Below are 14,322 nucleotides of genomic sequence, written 5' to 3' on the forward strand. Positions count from 1 at the left end.
GGCGGCACCGGCCGGTGCCGACGAGGACGCGGCAGCCGAGGAGGAGGCCAAGTGAGCGCCGACCCGCGCGACGTGATCATCAAGCCGGTCGTCTCCGAGAAGAGCTACGGCCTGCTGGACGAGAACGTCTACACCTTCATCGTCCATCCGGACGCGAACAAGACCGAGATCAAGCTTGCGGTCCAGCGGATATTCAACGTCCGGGTTCTCAGCGTCAACACCAGCAACCGGGCGGGCAAGCGCAAGCGCACCCGCACCGGCTGGGGGCAGCGCAAGTCCACCAAGCGGGCCATGGTCGCGCTGGCGCCGGGGGACTCCATCGAGATCTTCGGGGGTCCCGGTGCGTGACATGCAGGCCGACGAGTACGCAGCCGTCCGCGGCCAGTGCCCCACCGGGCCTGGCCCGCGGGGACGAGGACACGGTGGGTGACGATGGGGATTCGTAGGTACAAGCCGACGACGCCGGGGCGCCGCGGCGCGAGCGTGTCCGACTTCGTCGAGATCACTCGTGACCACCCGGAGAAGTCGCTGGTCCGCCCGCTGCACTCCAAGGGTGGCCGCAACGTCCACGGGCGCATCACCACCCGGCACCAGGGCGGTGGCCACAAGCGCGCCTACCGCCTGATCGACTTCCGGCGGGACAAGGACGGCGTGCCGGCCAAGGTCGCCCACATCGAGTACGACCCGAACCGCACCGCCCGGATCGCCCTGCTGCACTACGCCGACGGGGAGAAGCGCTACATCCTCGCCCCGGTGAAGCTCCGGCAGGGTGACGTGGTCAGCTCGGGCCCCACCGCCGACATCAAGCCCGGCAACGCCCTCCCACTGCGCAACATCCCCACCGGCACGGTGGTGCACGCCATCGAGCTGCGTCCCGGCGGCGGTGCGAAGATCGCGCGCAGCGCGGGGGCGAGCGTCCAGCTGGTCGCCAAGGACGGTCCCTTCGCCCAGCTGCGGATGCCGTCCGGGGAGATCCGCAACGTCGACGTCCGCTGCCGGGCCACGGTCGGGGAGGTCGGCAACGCCGAGCAGAGCAACATCAACTGGGGCAAGGCCGGCCGGATGCGCTGGAAGGGCCGCCGCCCCACCGTCCGTGGTGTGGCGATGAACCCGGTCGACCACCCGCACGGTGGTGGTGAGGGCAAGACCTCCGGTGGCCGCCACCCGGTGAACCCGAAGGGCCGTCCGGAGGGACGCACCCGCAGGACCCGCAAGGAGAGCGACGCGCTGATCGTCCGTCGTCGGAAGCAGAACAGGCGGCGGTGATCACGATGACGCACACCCGGCGGCACCCAACGCACGACCACCGATTCTGAGCGGGAAGGAGGAGACACACGCCATGCCACGCAGTCTGAAGAAGGGCCCGTTCGTCGACGACCACCTGCTCAAGAAGGTGGACCTGCAGAACGCCAAGGGCACGAAGAACGTCATCAAGACCTGGTCGCGGCGCTCGACGGTGATCCCGGACATGCTCGGTCACACGATCGCCGTGCACGACGGTCGCAAGCATGTCCCGGTGTTCATCACCGAGGGAATGGTCGGCCACAAGCTCGGCGAGTTCGCACCGACGCGGACCTTCCGCGGCCACGTCAAGGAGGACCGGAGGTCACGCCGTGGCTGACGCTCTTGTCGACGGGGTGACCCGCTCCGGGCTGGCGGGCGCCCGCGCGTCGGCCCGTTACGTCCGGGTGTCGCCGACGAAGGCCCGCCGGGTCATCGACCTGGTGCGTGGCCGCTCGGCCAGCGAGGCCCTCGACATCCTCCGGTTCGCCCCGCAGGCGGCCAGCGAGGACGTCTACAAGGTGGTCGCGAGCGCGGTGGCCAACGCCGAGCACAACCACGGCCTCGACCCGGCCACACTCTGGGTCGGCGAGGCCTTTGTCGACGAGGGCCCGACCCTCAAGCGCATCCGTCCGCGGGCCCAGGGCCGTGCCTACCGGATCCGCAAGCGGACCAGCCACATCACGATTGTCGTGGAGAGCCGGCCGCCGGTCGCGGGAACCCGCGGCGCGAAGAGCACAGGGAGGGCCCGGTAGTGGGTCAGAAAGTCAACCCGCACGGGTTCCGGCTGGGTATCACCTCGGAGTTCACCTCCCGCTGGTACGCCGACAAGCAGTACAAGGCGTACGTCGGCGAGGACGTGAAGATCCGGAAGATGATGTCCCGGGGCATGGAGCGCGCGGGTATCAGCCGGGTCGACATCGAGCGCACCCAGGGCCGGCTGCGGGTGGACATCCACACCGCCCGCCCAGGGATCGTCATCGGACGCCGCGGCGCCGAGGCCGACCGCATCCGCGGCGACCTGGAGAAGCTGACCGGCAAGCAGGTCCAGCTCAACATCCTCGAGGTGAAGAACCCCGAGGTGGACGCCCAGCTCGTCGCGCAGGGCGTGGCCGAGCAGCTCTCCAGCCGGGTCAGCTTCCGGCGGGCGATGCGCAAGGCCATGCAGTCGGCGATGAAGGGCGGCGCCAAGGGCATCCGAGTGCAGTGCTCGGGACGCCTCGGCGGTGCCGAGATGAGCCGCTCGGAGTTCTACCGTGAGGGCCGGGTGCCGCTGCACACGCTGCGCGCCAACATCGACTACGGGTTCTACGAGGCCCGGACCACCTTCGGGCGCATCGGCGTGAAGGTCTGGATCTACAAGGGTGACGTCGTGCAGAGCCGGGCGGAGCGGGAGGCTCAGGAGGCGCTGCAGCGGCAGCACCGCCGGGAGCGTCCGCGCCGCGGGCCGCGGTCGGGCTCGTCCGGTACCACCACTGGCGGTACCGACGCCGGCCGGGCGGCGGCCCGTCAGGGTGAGCGCCGTGGCCGTGGTGGCGCTGGCGCGGGTGCGGGTGGCGCGAGCGGCGCGGCTGAGGCCACGCCGGCCCCGGCCCCGGCGGCCCCGGCGAGCTCCGAGGCCGCGGCCTCCACGGCACCGGCCGCGTCTCCGGCCGACACCGCTGGGCCCGCCGCTGGCGCGGCCACCCAGGAGACGGAGGGCTAGAACGATGCTGATTCCCCGTAAGGTCGCACATCGTAAGCAGCATCACCCTAGCCGTGACGGCGCGGCCAAGGGTGGGACCAGACTTGCGTTCGGCGAGTTCGGCATCCAGGCGCTCGAGTCGGCCTACGTGACGAACCGGCAGATCGAGTCGGCGCGTATCGCGATGACCCGCCACATCCGTCGTGGTGGCAAGGTCTGGATCAACATCTACCCGGACCGTCCGCTGACGAAGAAGCCGGCCGAGACCCGGATGGGTTCCGGTAAGGGCTCGCCCGAGTGGTGGGTCTCCAACGTCAAACCCGGGCGCGTGCTGTTCGAGCTGTCCGGTGTCGCCGAGCCGGTGGCTCGGGAGGCGATGCGGCGCGCCATTCACAAGCTGCCGATGAAGTGCCGGTTCGTCACCCGTGAGGGAGGTGCGTGATGGCGACCGCGACCGCGACCGCTGACGAGCTGCGGGCCCTGTCCCGGCAGGATCTGGCGGACAAGCTGCGGGAGGCCAAGGAGGAGCTGTTCAACCTCCGTTTCCAGGCCGCGACCGGCCAGCTCAGCAGCAATCACCGGCTGCGGGTCGTCCGGCGTGACATCGCGCGTATCTACACGGTGCTGCGCGAGCGTGAGCTGGGTCTTTCCGAGGACCCGGGGCTGGTGGAAACCGGCGTGGCGGTCGCGGCTGACCTCGACCAGGCGCAGGCCGAGCAGGCACAGACGGCTACCCAGGCGGAACGGGCGTGAGTGGGATGACAACAGACGACACCCCGACGACGGACGGCGCGGCGACGGACGCGGGGCACGACGCGTCGGCGGCAAAGGTCGACCGTGGCTTCCGCAAGGTCCGCGAGGGCCTGGTGGTCAGCGACAAGATGGCCAAGACAGTGGTCGTCGCCGTCGAGGACCGGGTGCAGCACCCGCTCTACGGTAAGACGATCAGGCGCACCAAGAAGATCAAGGCACACGACGAGAACAGCACCAGCGGCGTCGGCGACCGGGTCCTGCTGATGGAGACCCGGCCGCTGTCGGCGACGAAGCGCTGGCGTGTGGTGGAAATTCTGGAGAAAGCCAAGTAGGTCGACCCGCTGACGGCGACGCGACGATGGCCGGCGCGTCGCCTGGGCAGCGGCAGGCCCGGATAGATGGCCCGACGGCGACGTGACGAGTCCGGCGCGTCGCAGCGGGCCGCACAGTAGGTCCAGCGAGCCGGCCGCCGGCAGGCGGGCGCCGACGCAGTTCGGGAGCGGGAAGTGATCCAGCAGGAGTCGCGACTTCGGGTCGCCGACAACACGGGTGCCAGGGAGTTGCTGTGCATCCGCGTACTCGGTGGTTCGGGGCGTCGTTATGCCGGCATCGGCGACATCATCGTCGGGACCGTGAAGGACGCCCTGCCCGGGGCTGGCGTCAAGCGTGGTGACGTGGTCAAGGCGGTCGTCGTACGCACTACCAAGGAGCGTCGTCGCCCTGACGGCTCCTACATCCGGTTCGACGAGAACGCCGCCGTGCTCATCAAGGACGGCGGGGATCCCCGAGGCACGCGTATCTTCGGGCCGGTTGGTCGCGAGTTGCGTGACAAGAAGTTCATGAAGATCATTTCACTGGCGCCGGAGGTGCTGTGACCGTGGCCGGAATGAAGATCAGAAAAGGCGACACGGTCCAGATCATCACGGGCAAGGACCGGGGTCTGCGGGGGAAGGTCATCAGAGCCTTCCCGGCCGACAACAAGGTGCTCGTCGAGGGAGCCAACCGGGTCACCCGGCACACCCGGGTGAACACCTCGGCCCGCGGTTCGCAGTCCGGGGGGATCATCACCCAGGAGGCGCCCATCCACATCAGCAACGTCATGATCGTGGATCCCTCCGACAACCGTCCCACCCGGATCGGCTACCGCGTCAACGACGACGGTACGAAGGTGCGGATCTCCCGCCGTACCGGCACCGAGCTGTAGCCAGCCATGGCTGGTGTGATCGAAGGGGCCGTCGCCGGCGTCCGGGTGGCCGCCGCTGGCGTTCCTGCCGGCCTGCGTGCCCTCCGGGCACGTGGCGCCTCCCGCGTTCCCGCCGGATCGCGGTGGGGATCGCCGTCCGTTGGGCCGAGGCTGCAAGGAAACGAGAGATGACAACTACCACTGAAGCCCGTCCGCTGCCGCGGCTGAAGCAGCGGTATCGCGAGGAGATCGCGACGGGCCTGCGCGAGCAGTTCCAGTACGCGAACGTGATGCAGATCCCGACCGTGGTCAAGGTCGTGGTCAACATGGGCGTCGGGGACGCCGCCCGGGACGCCAAGCTCATCGACGGCGCGCTGCGGGACCTTGCTTCGATCACCGGCCAGAAGCCGGCCGTCCGGCGGGCGAAGAAGTCCATCGCGCAGTTCAAGCTGCGCGAGGGCATGCCCATCGGTGCGAAGGTGACCCTGCGTGGCGACCGGATGTGGGAGTTCCTGGACCGGCTGGTCTCGATCGCCCTGCCGCGTATCCGTGACTTCCGGGGGCTGTCGCCGAAGCAGTTCGACGGTGCCGGCAACTACACCTTCGGCGTCATCGAGCAGTCGATCTTCCACGAGATCGACATCGACCGGATCGACCGGGTCCGCGGGATGGACATCACGGTTGTCACGAGCGCGACCACCGACGACGAGGGCCGCGCGCTGCTGAGGGCGCTGGGCTTCCCGTTCCGCGAGAGCTAGCCGACGGCCCTGGGTGTAATGCCACCGGCCAAAGGCCATGCGAAGATTTTTTCGCATGGCCGGCGGCCCGGAGGGGCTACTGGCCAAAGGCTGTGCGAAGATTTTTTCGCACAGCCGGCGGCCCTGGAAGAAACAGGTCAGATGGCGAAGAAAGCACTGGTTGAGAAGGCGATCCGCAAGCCGAAGTTCGGCGTGCGGGGCTATACCCGTTGCCAGCGGTGCGGGCGTCCGCGGTCGGTCTACCGCGCATTCGGCCTCTGCCGGGTCTGCCTGCGGCAGATGGCGCACCGCGGCGAGCTTCCCGGAGTCACCAAGAGCTCGTGGTAGGAGCTCCTGGTGACGGCCGCCCGGCACGCCGTGTCGGGGCGACGACGGGTCCGCCGGTCGTCGCGCCCGGCGGATCGCGCCGGCGCTGGCCGCGCGGGCCACGGAAGCTGACGCACACCACCCACCGTTCGCGGTAGGCCCCACGACCCTGTGTCGCGGGGAACCCTCGCGAGGAAGGTTCCAGCCCCATGACGATGACAGACCCGATTGCGGACATGCTGACCCGTGTCCGCAACGCCAACCGGGCATACCACGACCGAGTGGTGATGCCGAGCAGCAAGATCAAGACGCATATCGCCGAGATCCTCCAGCAGGAGGGCTACATCGCCGGGTGGCACGTTGAGGAGCCCCCGGACGGGGCTGTCGGCGCGTCCCTCGTCGTGGAGCTGAAGTACGGCCCGAACCGGGAGCGCTCCATCGCCGGCGTGAAGCGCATCAGCAAGCCGGGCCTGCGGGTCTACGCCAAGGCGACCAACCTTCCCAAGGTGCTCGGTGGGCTCGGTGTGGCGATCATTTCCACGTCGTCGGGCCTGCTGACCGACAAGCAGGCGAACAAGCGCAGAGTGGGCGGGGAAGTCCTCGCCTACGTCTGGTAAGGAGTCGCGCGATGTCACGTATCGGACGTCTACCGATTCCGGTGCCAAGCGGTGTGGATGTCTCCGTCGACGGCGCGGATGTCGTGATCAAGGGCCCGAAGGGCACGCTCAGCCACTCGGTGGCGGAGCCGATCACCGTCAGTGCGCAGGACGGGCAGTTGCTCGTCGCCCGTCCGGACGACGAGCGCCGCTCGCGTGCCCTGCACGGGCTGACCCGCACCCTGGTGGCGAACATGGTGACCGGCGTCACCGCCGGATACTCCAAGACGCTTGAGATCGTCGGTGTCGGCTACCGCGTGCAGGCTCGGGGCTCGGATCTGGAGTTCGCGCTGGGTTTCAGTCACCCGGTCGCGGTGAAGGCCCCCGAGGGCATCAGGTTCGAGGTACAGACGCCGACCCGTTTCGTTATTCACGGGATCGACAAGCAGCAGGTCGGCGAGGTGGCAGCCAAGATCCGGCGGTTGCGCAAGCCCGACCCGTACAAGGGCAAGGGCGTGCGGTACCAGGGCGAGGTCGTCCGCCGCAAGGTCGGCAAGTCCGGGAAGTAGAGGAACGGATCATGGCTGTCAGTGTCAGCGCCCAGCGGCGTACGGCGAAGTTCCGCCGGCACGCGCGGATACGCAAGAAGGTCTCGGGCACGCCTACCCGCCCGCGCCTCGTGGTCACCCGCTCGACCCGTCACATCTACGCCCAGGTCATCGACGACGTCGCCGGCCACACCCTGGCTTCGGCGTCCACGCTGGACGTGGCGCTGCGTACCGTGGATGGCGACAAGACCGAGCTGGCGAAGGCTGTCGGCCAACTGGTCGCCGAGCGCGCTCGCAAGGCCGGCGTCACCGCGGTGGTCTTCGACCGCGGCGGGCGGACCTACCACGGGCGGATCGCCGCCCTGGCGGACGCCGCCCGGGAAAGCGGGCTGGAGTTCTGATGCCTCGGGCCTGCATGCGCGGACATTCAACGAACAGGGAGATTCACTGATGCCAGGCCAGCAGCGCCGCGGAGGCGGCTCCGGCGGCTCTGACCGTCGGGAACGCCGCGACCGCCAGGGCGGCGGTCCGGCCCAGGACAAGAACGCATACGTCGAACGAGTGGTCGCCATCAACCGGGTGGCGAAGGTCGTCAAGGGTGGTAGGCGGTTCAGCTTCACCGCTCTGGTCGTGGTCGGGGACGCCGACGGCACCGTCGGCGTCGGCTACGGCAAGGCCAAGGAGGTGCCGGCCGCCATCGCCAAGGGCGTGGAGGAGGCCAAGAAGCACTTCTTCAAGGTGCCGCGGATCGGCTCGACGATCCCGCACCCGATCCAGGGCGAGGCCGCCGCGGGGATCGTGTTGCTCAAGCCGGCTTCCCCCGGTACCGGTGTCATCGCCGGCGGCCCGGTCCGCGCGGTGCTGGAGTGCGCGGGCGTCCACGACGTGCTGTCGAAGTCGCTCGGCTCGTCGAACCCCATCAACATCGTGCACGCCACTGTCGCGGCGCTGCGGGGCCTGATGCGCCCCGAGGAGATCGCCGCCCGGCGTGGCCTGCCCATCGAGGACGTGGCGCCGCCGGCGATGCTGCGCGCCCGCACGGTCGGGGCCGGTGCCTGATGGCCCGCCTGAAGATCACGCAGATTCGTTCGGAGATCGGGGGGACCCGCAACCAGCGTGAGACGCTGCGGACCCTCGGCCTGCGCCGGATCAACGCGACGACCGAACGGGACGACCGGCCGGAAGTGCGCGGGATGATCGATACTGTGAGTCATCTCGTCAGGGTCGAGGAGGTGGACGCATGAGCGAGCTGACCAAGGCAACCGAGCCGGAGACCGCCGATGCCCGGCGGGAGTCCGGTCTGAAGATCCACCACCTGCGGCCCGCGCCGGGTGCCCACAAGGCAAAGACCCGGGTCGGCCGTGGTGAGGCCTCCAAGGGCAAGACCGCCGGTCGCGGCACCAAGGGCTCCAAGGCCCGCAAGCAGGTCCCGGCCCGTTTCGAGGGCGGCCAGATGCCGCTGCACATGCGGGTGCCCAAGCTCAAGGGGTTCCGCAACCGCTTCCGCACCGAGTACCAGGTCGTCAACGTCGCGACGCTCGCCGAGCTGTTCCCCGACGGGGGCGAGATCGGCGTGGACGATCTTGTCCGGGCCGGTGCCGTCCGTCGCAACAGCCTGGTCAAGGTGCTCGGTGACGGGGAGATCGGGATCGCACTGAGTGTGCGCGCCCACGCTTTCTCCGCGTCCGCCAAAGAAAAGATCACCGCTGTCGGCGGCAGCGTCACCGAGATCTAGGGTCACCTGGATCCAGGGTCACCGAGATCTAGGCCACATCCGGTGGGTGCTGGTCGGCGTGGGCACCGCCCGCGCGATCGGAGATCCACCGGATACGACCTGGTCCACCGGGGCCTCGGAGGCACTGGACGACTGCCCTCCGGCGTCCCGGTGTTCCGGCTGGCCATGGTCGCCGGGGGCTGGCGAGAGCCGTCGCGTCGTCTGGGTCCGCTGGCTTCGGGCGGCGCGCTGCCGTTACCCTTACCCCAAACGCCTCGAACGCCGAGGTTGATGCCTGATGTCGCCGGCTACCGGAGGTGGAAGACAGTTCCACACCCTTCCGCTTCCGCGGCTACCGGGCAGGATGGACCTGCCGCAGGCCCATGTCGGGACGAGTGGACCGTCTCTACTGTTACAGTCGGCACACCGCGCACCGCCGGTCCTATCTTCGGTCGGGGCAGTCGTCCACCGCGTGCGTTTGCCGTGACGATCAGCAGGAGGAGTCGTGCTCACCGCCTTCACACGGGCTTTCCGCACGCCTGACCTGCGCAAGAAGCTGTTTTTCACCCTCGGGATCATCATCCTGTTCCGGTTCGGCAGCGTACTGCCTTCCCCCGGGGTGTCGACCAGGGCGATCAACTCCTGCCTGTCCTCGGCGAGCGCCGACAGCAGCAACGTCTACTCGCTGATCAACCTGTTCAGCGGTGGCGCTCTGCTGCAACTGTCCATCTTCGCCCTCGGGATCATGCCGTACATCACGGCGAGCATCATCATTCAGTTGCTGGTCGTAGTGATCCCCAGGCTTGAGCAGCTCAAGAAGGAAGGCAGTTCGGGTGAGCAGAAACTCACCCAGTACACCCGTTATCTGACGATCGCGCTGGCCGTCCTACAGGCAACCGGCATCGTCGCCCTCGCCCGCAGCGGCAACCTGTTCCCCGGCTGCGCCGCGCCGATCATTCCGGACACCAGCCTGTTCCGGATCTCGGTCATCGTGGTCACGATGACCGCCGGCACCGCGCTGATCATGTGGCTGGGTGAGCTGATCACCGCCCGCGGGGTGGGCAACGGGATGTCTCTTCTGATCTTCACGTCGATCGCGGCGGCGCTGCCCTCCCAGGGCAGCCGGATCCTCCAGGTGGCCGGTGGCGTGGTCTTCGCCCTCGTCTGTCTGCTGGGGCTGGTGATCGTCGTGTTCGTCGTGTTCGTCGAGCAGTCGCAGCGCCGCATCCCGGTGCAGTACGCCAAGCGCCTCATCGGGCGTCGGATGTACGGCGGCACCTCGACCTACCTGCCCATCAAGGTCAACCAGGCCGGCATCATCCCGGTGATCTTCGCATCCGCGCTGCTGCAGCTGCCGCAACTGCTCGGGCAGGTCTGGAACAACCAGACCTTCCAGGACTTCGAGCAGCGCTATCTGGCTCGTGGCGACCACCCGTTGTATCTCGTCAGCTATGCCGCACTGATCATTTTCTTCACTTACTTCTACGTGGCCATCACTTTCAACCCGACCGAGGTGGCGGACAACATGAAGAAGTACGGCGGTTTCATCCCCGGCATCCGGCCAGGACGACCCACCGCGGAGTACCTCGATCGCGTGTTGTCCAGGATCACGCTCCCGGGCTCGCTCTTCCTCGGTGCCATCACGGTCCTTCCGCTGGCCCTGTTGAACCTCACCAAACAGCAGCCCTTCCCGTTCGCCGGGACATCAGTACTGATCATTGTCGGAGTGGGGCTGGAGACGGTGAAACAGATCGAAAGCCAGCTCATGCTCCGCAATTACGAAGGCTTCCTGCGGTAGTGCGCCTCGTACTGGTCGGACCGCCGGGCGCCGGCAAGGGCACCCAGGCCGCCTTCGTCGCCCAGGCACGGTCGATTCCCAAGATTTCCACGGGCGACATCTTTCGGGCGAACGTCCGGGAGGGCACCGAGCTGGGGGTGCTCGCCAAGCAGTACATGGACGCTGGCGACCTCGTCCCCGACGAGATCACGATCGGCATGGTCCGCAACAGGCTGGCCGAGGACGACGCGGCCAAGGGGTTCCTGCTCGACGGTTTCCCCCGCAACGTGCCCCAGGCCGAGGTGCTGGGGCAGCTGCTCGAGGAGATGGGGACACGCCTGGACGTCGTCCTGGAACTTGTCGTCGACGACGACGAGGTGGTGCGGCGCCTGTCCGGGCGGCGGACGTGTCGTAACTGTGGTCACATCTGGCACATCGACTTCGACCCACCCGCGGTGGAAGGTGTCTGCGACCGCTGCAACGGCGAGCTGTTCCAGCGGGACGACGACCGTTCCGAGACGGTACGCCACCGGCTGGAGGTCTACGCCGAGCAGACCGCGCCGCTGGTCGCCTACTACGCGGCAAAGGGTCTGCTGATCGGTATCGACGCGACCGGCCCGGTGGACAACGTCACCGACCGCGCTCTCGACGCCCTGCGCCACTACACGAGCTGATGCCCGCCGACGCCTGTGTCGGCCCGCTGTCGCCGGCCCGCCCGGCCGGCTTGGTGCCACCCGCCCCGGTGTGAGCCTGGCCGCGCTGTGACCAGCACTGTGGAGCCGGCATGTGGAGCCGGCATCGCGGGGCGTTAGGGGTGGCTGGCTGTGGTGCTACCGACAACGCGGCAGGCACACTAGGGCGGGGTGGGGTACCGATGGCAAGCTCACGGACACGCCACCAGGTGGCTCCGATAGCGTGTCCTCACTGTTCGCGCCACCGGAGGCGTACGGGACGGCCGCCATCACAGGCGGACGGAACCACAGAGTTACGAGCGGTACCACAGGGTTACTAGGGATACGGACCGGGGCGACGAGCGTGGCGCGACGAGAACATGTCCAGATCAAGACCGCGGGCGAGATCGCGAAGATGCGGGTGGCGGGACTCGTCGTCGCGCGCGCCCTGGAAAAGCTGCGAGCGGCGGTCGAGCCGGGGATCACCACCGGTGATCTTGACGCGATCGCGGAGAAGTCGATCCGCGGCGACGGCGGAACTCCCTCCTTCAAGGGGTATGGCCGGCCGCCCTTTCCCGCGTCGATCTGCGCGTCCATCAACGACGAGGTCGTCCACGGGATACCGCGCCGCAGGCGGGCGCTGCGCGAGGGGGACATCATCTCCATCGACTGCGGCGCGATCGTGGACGGCTGGCACGGAGACTCCGCGATCACGGTGCCGGTCGGGACGGTACCCCAGCAGTTCCTCGACCTGATCGAGGTGTGCGAGCAGTCGCTGTGGCAGGGCCTGGCGGCCGCGCAGCTCGGCGGCAAGCTGACCGACATCTCGGCGGCGGTCGAGCACCACGTCCGCCCCCGGGGATACGGCATCGTGGACCACTACGGCGGCCACGGCATCGGGACCGAGATGCACCAGCCGCCGCACGTGCTCAACCACGGGCGGCCGGGCCGGGGGATCCGCCTGGTCGAGGGAATCGCGCTGGCGATCGAGCCCATGATCACGATAGGGCGGCCGGACACCCGAGTGCTCGGCGACGAGTGGACCGTCGCCACCACGGACGGCTCCTGGGCCGCGCACACCGAGCACACGGTCGCGGTGACCCCACGCGGCCCCTGGGTGCTGACAGCCCTCGACGGTGGCGCGGCGAAGTTCGCCGAACTGGGAGTCGCCTGCGGCCAGCCGGTCGAAACGCCCGCGTCCTGACGCCATCTCCTGTTATTCATCCTCCCGTTACTCATCATGATCTATCGCTGACACGCTCGCTGTCATTCGGCCACCGTCGGTCCGGTAGCCGGTCGCTGCTGGTAGCGGGCCGGCCCGGCAGCCCGCGGTTGCCGGCGGGGGTCGGGCTGCCAACGGCAGTGAGGGAGCCAGATTGGCCCTTGACGGGTGGGCCACGTACACTTGAAAGCCGACGGTTAGCGGGGCATTGATGTTCGTCTGTGTCCACCGTCGGACACCCGAAGGTAGGACAGCGGAGGACATGCCGAAGAAGGACGGGGCCATCGAGATCGAGGGCCGAGTTGTGGAGCCACTCCCGAACGCGATGTTCCGGGTCGAGCTCCAGAACGGTCATCGAGTACTCGCCCACATCAGTGGCAAGATGCGTCAGCACTACATCCGGATCCTTCCAGAGGACCGGGTCGTCGTGGAGCTGTCGCCCTACGACCTGTCCCGTGGCCGGATCGTCTACCGCTACAAGTAAGCTCTCTGGCGACCGACGGCGTGCTCTGCTTCTCGGGCGCCGTCGGTAGCCTGGTGACACCCCAGACATTCGCAGGCGCACCTCAGCGGCTGCGCAAGGGAGGTTCGTGCAGCCGTGAAGGTCAAGCCGAGCGTCAAGAAGATATGTGACAAGTGCAAGGTGATCCGTCGCCATGGCCGCGTGATGGTCATCTGTGACAACCTGCGCCACAAGCAGCGCCAGGGCTGACAGCCCCGTCGGGTGACCCCAGGCCGGTGTCCGCGGTCACCGGTCACCTGCACTGGGCGACGCCCCTCCAAGCGTCACCAGGCCGCGGTACGCGGTATCCACCCCCGGTCGGAGGCCGGGGCCCGAGCCGGCACCCACGTCGCCGGTACGGGACGGAGACGCTCAAGACCTCCGGTAAAGGAAGGAAACACCTGGCATGGCACGCCTTTCCGGCGTAGACCTCCCGCGTGACAAGCGGGTGGAGATCGCTCTGACCTACATATTCGGGATCGGCCGCAGCCGTTCCCTGGAGACTCTTGCCGCCACCGGCGTCAACCCCGACACGCGCGTCCGGGACCTGACCGACGAGGAGATCGTCCGGCTCAGGGAATGGATCGACGCGAACTACCGGGTCGAGGGCGACCTGCACCGGGAGGTACGTCAGGACATCCGCCGGAAGATGGAGATCGGCTGCTACCAGGGCCTGCGGCACCGGCGCAACCTTCCCGTCCACGGCCAGCGGACGCACACCAACGCGCGTACCCGCAAGGGCCCGCGCCGCGCCATCGCCGGTAAGAAGAAGGCCGGCAAGAAGTAAGCCAGTAGTCAGCCGCCCCGGCCGACATCCGTCGACGGTGGCCATGGCCGGGCGCTGACCGACGACCTCGTAAACGGAGATCACGAAAGCATATGCCGCCAAAGACGCGTGCCGCCGGCATCAAGAAGGTCCGGCGCAAGGAGAAGAAGAACGTCGCGCACGGCCACGCCCACATCAAGAGCACCTTCAACAACACGATCGTGTCGATCACCGATCCCAGCGGGAACGTGATCTCCTGGGCGAGCGCCGGCCACGTCGGATTCAAGGGATCGCGCAAGTCGACCCCCTTCGCCGCCCAGATGGCTGCGGAGAACGCCGCCCGCAAGGCGCAGGAACACGGAATGCGCAAGGTGGACGTCTTCGTCAAGGGCCCCGGCTCGGGACGAGAGACCGCGATCCGCTCCCTGCAGGCGGCCGGTCTCGAGGTCGGCGCGATTCAGGACGTCACCCCGACCCCGCACAACGGCTGCCGGCCGCCCAAGCGGCGCAGGGTCTGACCAGCGGGATCCGACGACACAGGATCTGACGACAGCAGTATCG

General features: G+C 68.3%; 25 protein-coding genes. All 25 read left to right on the forward strand.

Annotation, left to right across the window (positions count from 1 at the left end; translation table 11 throughout):
- Positions 1-51: 51 nt before the first annotated feature.
- The 25 genes from rplW to rpsK all read left to right on the forward strand — a co-directional run bounded on the left by rplW (position 52) and on the right by rpsK (position 14,279).
- Positions 52-348, forward strand: a complete 297-nt coding sequence (gene rplW, locus FrCorBMG51_RS02920; protein WP_013875110.1) for a 50S ribosomal protein L23 — start codon at positions 52-54, stop codon at positions 346-348.
- Positions 349-432: 84 nt separating this feature from the next.
- Positions 433-1,266, forward strand: coding sequence for a 50S ribosomal protein L2 (rplB, locus tag FrCorBMG51_RS02925; protein WP_013875109.1), 834 nt, complete (start codon positions 433-435; stop codon positions 1,264-1,266).
- A gap of 73 nt (positions 1,267-1,339) precedes the next feature.
- Positions 1,340-1,621, forward strand: a complete 282-nt coding sequence (gene rpsS / locus FrCorBMG51_RS02930; protein WP_013875108.1) for a 30S ribosomal protein S19 — start codon at positions 1,340-1,342, stop codon at positions 1,619-1,621.
- The gene (gene rplV / locus FrCorBMG51_RS02935; RefSeq protein WP_047221569.1) at positions 1,614-2,036 is read left to right on the forward strand and encodes a 50S ribosomal protein L22; all 423 of its coding nucleotides are present in this window, start codon (positions 1,614-1,616) and stop codon (positions 2,034-2,036) included. The genes rpsS and rplV overlap by 8 nt, the downstream gene beginning before the upstream one ends.
- A complete protein-coding gene (gene rpsC, locus FrCorBMG51_RS02940; RefSeq protein WP_047221570.1) occupies positions 2,036-2,986 on the forward strand; it encodes a 30S ribosomal protein S3 in 951 nt (316 codons plus the stop codon). The genes rplV and rpsC overlap by 1 nt, the downstream gene beginning before the upstream one ends.
- Before the next feature lie 4 nt (positions 2,987-2,990).
- The gene (rplP, locus tag FrCorBMG51_RS02945; RefSeq protein ID WP_047221571.1) at positions 2,991-3,407 is read left to right on the forward strand and encodes a 50S ribosomal protein L16; all 417 of its coding nucleotides are present in this window, start codon (positions 2,991-2,993) and stop codon (positions 3,405-3,407) included.
- On the forward strand, positions 3,407-3,718 hold the full coding sequence (rpmC, locus tag FrCorBMG51_RS02950; protein ID WP_047221572.1) for a 50S ribosomal protein L29: 312 nt from the start codon (positions 3,407-3,409) through the stop codon (positions 3,716-3,718). Before rplP ends, rpmC begins: the two co-directional genes overlap by 1 nt.
- Before the next feature lie 5 nt (positions 3,719-3,723).
- On the forward strand, positions 3,724-4,050 hold the full coding sequence (gene rpsQ / locus FrCorBMG51_RS32340; protein ID WP_043604042.1) for a 30S ribosomal protein S17: 327 nt from the start codon (positions 3,724-3,726) through the stop codon (positions 4,048-4,050).
- 174 nt (positions 4,051-4,224) lie between these two features.
- A complete protein-coding gene (gene rplN / locus FrCorBMG51_RS02960) occupies positions 4,225-4,593 on the forward strand; it encodes a 50S ribosomal protein L14 (RefSeq protein WP_013875102.1) in 369 nt (122 codons plus the stop codon).
- 2 nt (positions 4,594-4,595) lie between these two features.
- On the forward strand, positions 4,596-4,922 hold the full coding sequence (gene rplX / locus FrCorBMG51_RS02965; RefSeq protein ID WP_476742093.1) for a 50S ribosomal protein L24: 327 nt from the start codon (positions 4,596-4,598) through the stop codon (positions 4,920-4,922).
- A gap of 167 nt (positions 4,923-5,089) precedes the next feature.
- Complete coding sequence (gene rplE / locus FrCorBMG51_RS02970; RefSeq protein WP_047221573.1) at positions 5,090-5,659, forward strand: 50S ribosomal protein L5; 570 nt, start codon at positions 5,090-5,092, stop codon at positions 5,657-5,659.
- 141 nt (positions 5,660-5,800) lie between these two features.
- A complete protein-coding gene (locus FrCorBMG51_RS02975) occupies positions 5,801-5,986 on the forward strand; it encodes a type Z 30S ribosomal protein S14 (RefSeq protein ID WP_013875099.1) in 186 nt (61 codons plus the stop codon).
- 188 nt (positions 5,987-6,174) lie between these two features.
- On the forward strand, positions 6,175-6,582 hold the full coding sequence (gene rpsH, locus FrCorBMG51_RS02980) for a 30S ribosomal protein S8 (RefSeq protein WP_013875098.1): 408 nt from the start codon (positions 6,175-6,177) through the stop codon (positions 6,580-6,582).
- An 11-nt stretch (positions 6,583-6,593) separates the two neighbouring features.
- Positions 6,594-7,130 (forward strand): 50S ribosomal protein L6, encoded by a 537-nt coding sequence (rplF, locus tag FrCorBMG51_RS02985; protein ID WP_047221574.1) that lies wholly within the window; start codon positions 6,594-6,596, stop codon positions 7,128-7,130.
- Between the two features lie 11 nt (positions 7,131-7,141).
- Positions 7,142-7,510 carry a 50S ribosomal protein L18 gene (gene rplR, locus FrCorBMG51_RS02990; RefSeq protein ID WP_047221575.1) on the forward strand — a complete coding sequence of 123 codons (369 nt, stop codon included), beginning with the start codon at positions 7,142-7,144 and terminating at the stop codon, positions 7,508-7,510.
- A gap of 49 nt (positions 7,511-7,559) precedes the next feature.
- Entirely contained in the window at positions 7,560-8,168 is a 609-nt protein-coding gene (gene rpsE, locus FrCorBMG51_RS02995; protein WP_013875095.1) for a 30S ribosomal protein S5, read from the forward strand.
- Positions 8,168-8,353 carry a 50S ribosomal protein L30 gene (rpmD, locus tag FrCorBMG51_RS03000; RefSeq protein WP_047221576.1) on the forward strand — a complete coding sequence of 62 codons (186 nt, stop codon included), beginning with the start codon at positions 8,168-8,170 and terminating at the stop codon, positions 8,351-8,353. The genes rpsE and rpmD overlap by 1 nt, the downstream gene beginning before the upstream one ends.
- Complete coding sequence (gene rplO / locus FrCorBMG51_RS03005) at positions 8,350-8,844, forward strand: 50S ribosomal protein L15 (protein WP_047221577.1); 495 nt, start codon at positions 8,350-8,352, stop codon at positions 8,842-8,844. The genes rpmD and rplO overlap by 4 nt, the downstream gene beginning before the upstream one ends.
- A 484-nt stretch (positions 8,845-9,328) precedes the next feature.
- Positions 9,329-10,621 (forward strand): preprotein translocase subunit SecY, encoded by a 1,293-nt coding sequence (secY, locus tag FrCorBMG51_RS03010; RefSeq protein ID WP_047221578.1) that lies wholly within the window; start codon positions 9,329-9,331, stop codon positions 10,619-10,621.
- The gene (locus FrCorBMG51_RS03015; RefSeq protein WP_047221579.1) at positions 10,621-11,274 is read left to right on the forward strand and encodes an adenylate kinase; all 654 of its coding nucleotides are present in this window, start codon (positions 10,621-10,623) and stop codon (positions 11,272-11,274) included. Before secY ends, FrCorBMG51_RS03015 begins: the two co-directional genes overlap by 1 nt.
- A gap of 361 nt (positions 11,275-11,635) precedes the next feature.
- Positions 11,636-12,475 (forward strand): type I methionyl aminopeptidase, encoded by an 840-nt coding sequence (map, locus tag FrCorBMG51_RS03020; protein WP_076843025.1) that lies wholly within the window; start codon positions 11,636-11,638, stop codon positions 12,473-12,475.
- Between the two features lie 280 nt (positions 12,476-12,755).
- Positions 12,756-12,977, forward strand: a complete 222-nt coding sequence (infA, locus tag FrCorBMG51_RS03025; protein WP_006541558.1) for a translation initiation factor IF-1 — start codon at positions 12,756-12,758, stop codon at positions 12,975-12,977.
- Positions 12,978-13,091: 114 nt separating this feature from the next.
- Positions 13,092-13,205 carry a 50S ribosomal protein L36 gene (rpmJ, locus tag FrCorBMG51_RS03030; RefSeq protein ID WP_003956441.1) on the forward strand — a complete coding sequence of 38 codons (114 nt, stop codon included), beginning with the start codon at positions 13,092-13,094 and terminating at the stop codon, positions 13,203-13,205.
- Between the two features lie 196 nt (positions 13,206-13,401).
- The gene (gene rpsM / locus FrCorBMG51_RS03035) at positions 13,402-13,782 is read left to right on the forward strand and encodes a 30S ribosomal protein S13 (protein WP_047221580.1); all 381 of its coding nucleotides are present in this window, start codon (positions 13,402-13,404) and stop codon (positions 13,780-13,782) included.
- Positions 13,783-13,874: 92 nt separating this feature from the next.
- A complete protein-coding gene (rpsK, locus tag FrCorBMG51_RS03040) occupies positions 13,875-14,279 on the forward strand; it encodes a 30S ribosomal protein S11 (RefSeq protein WP_013875088.1) in 405 nt (134 codons plus the stop codon).
- Positions 14,280-14,322: the final 43 nt, after the last annotated feature.

It is taken from the genome of Protofrankia coriariae (assembly GCF_001017755.1).
GTDB classification, from domain to species: Bacteria; Actinomycetota; Actinomycetes; order Frankiales; family Frankiaceae; genus Protofrankia; species Protofrankia coriariae.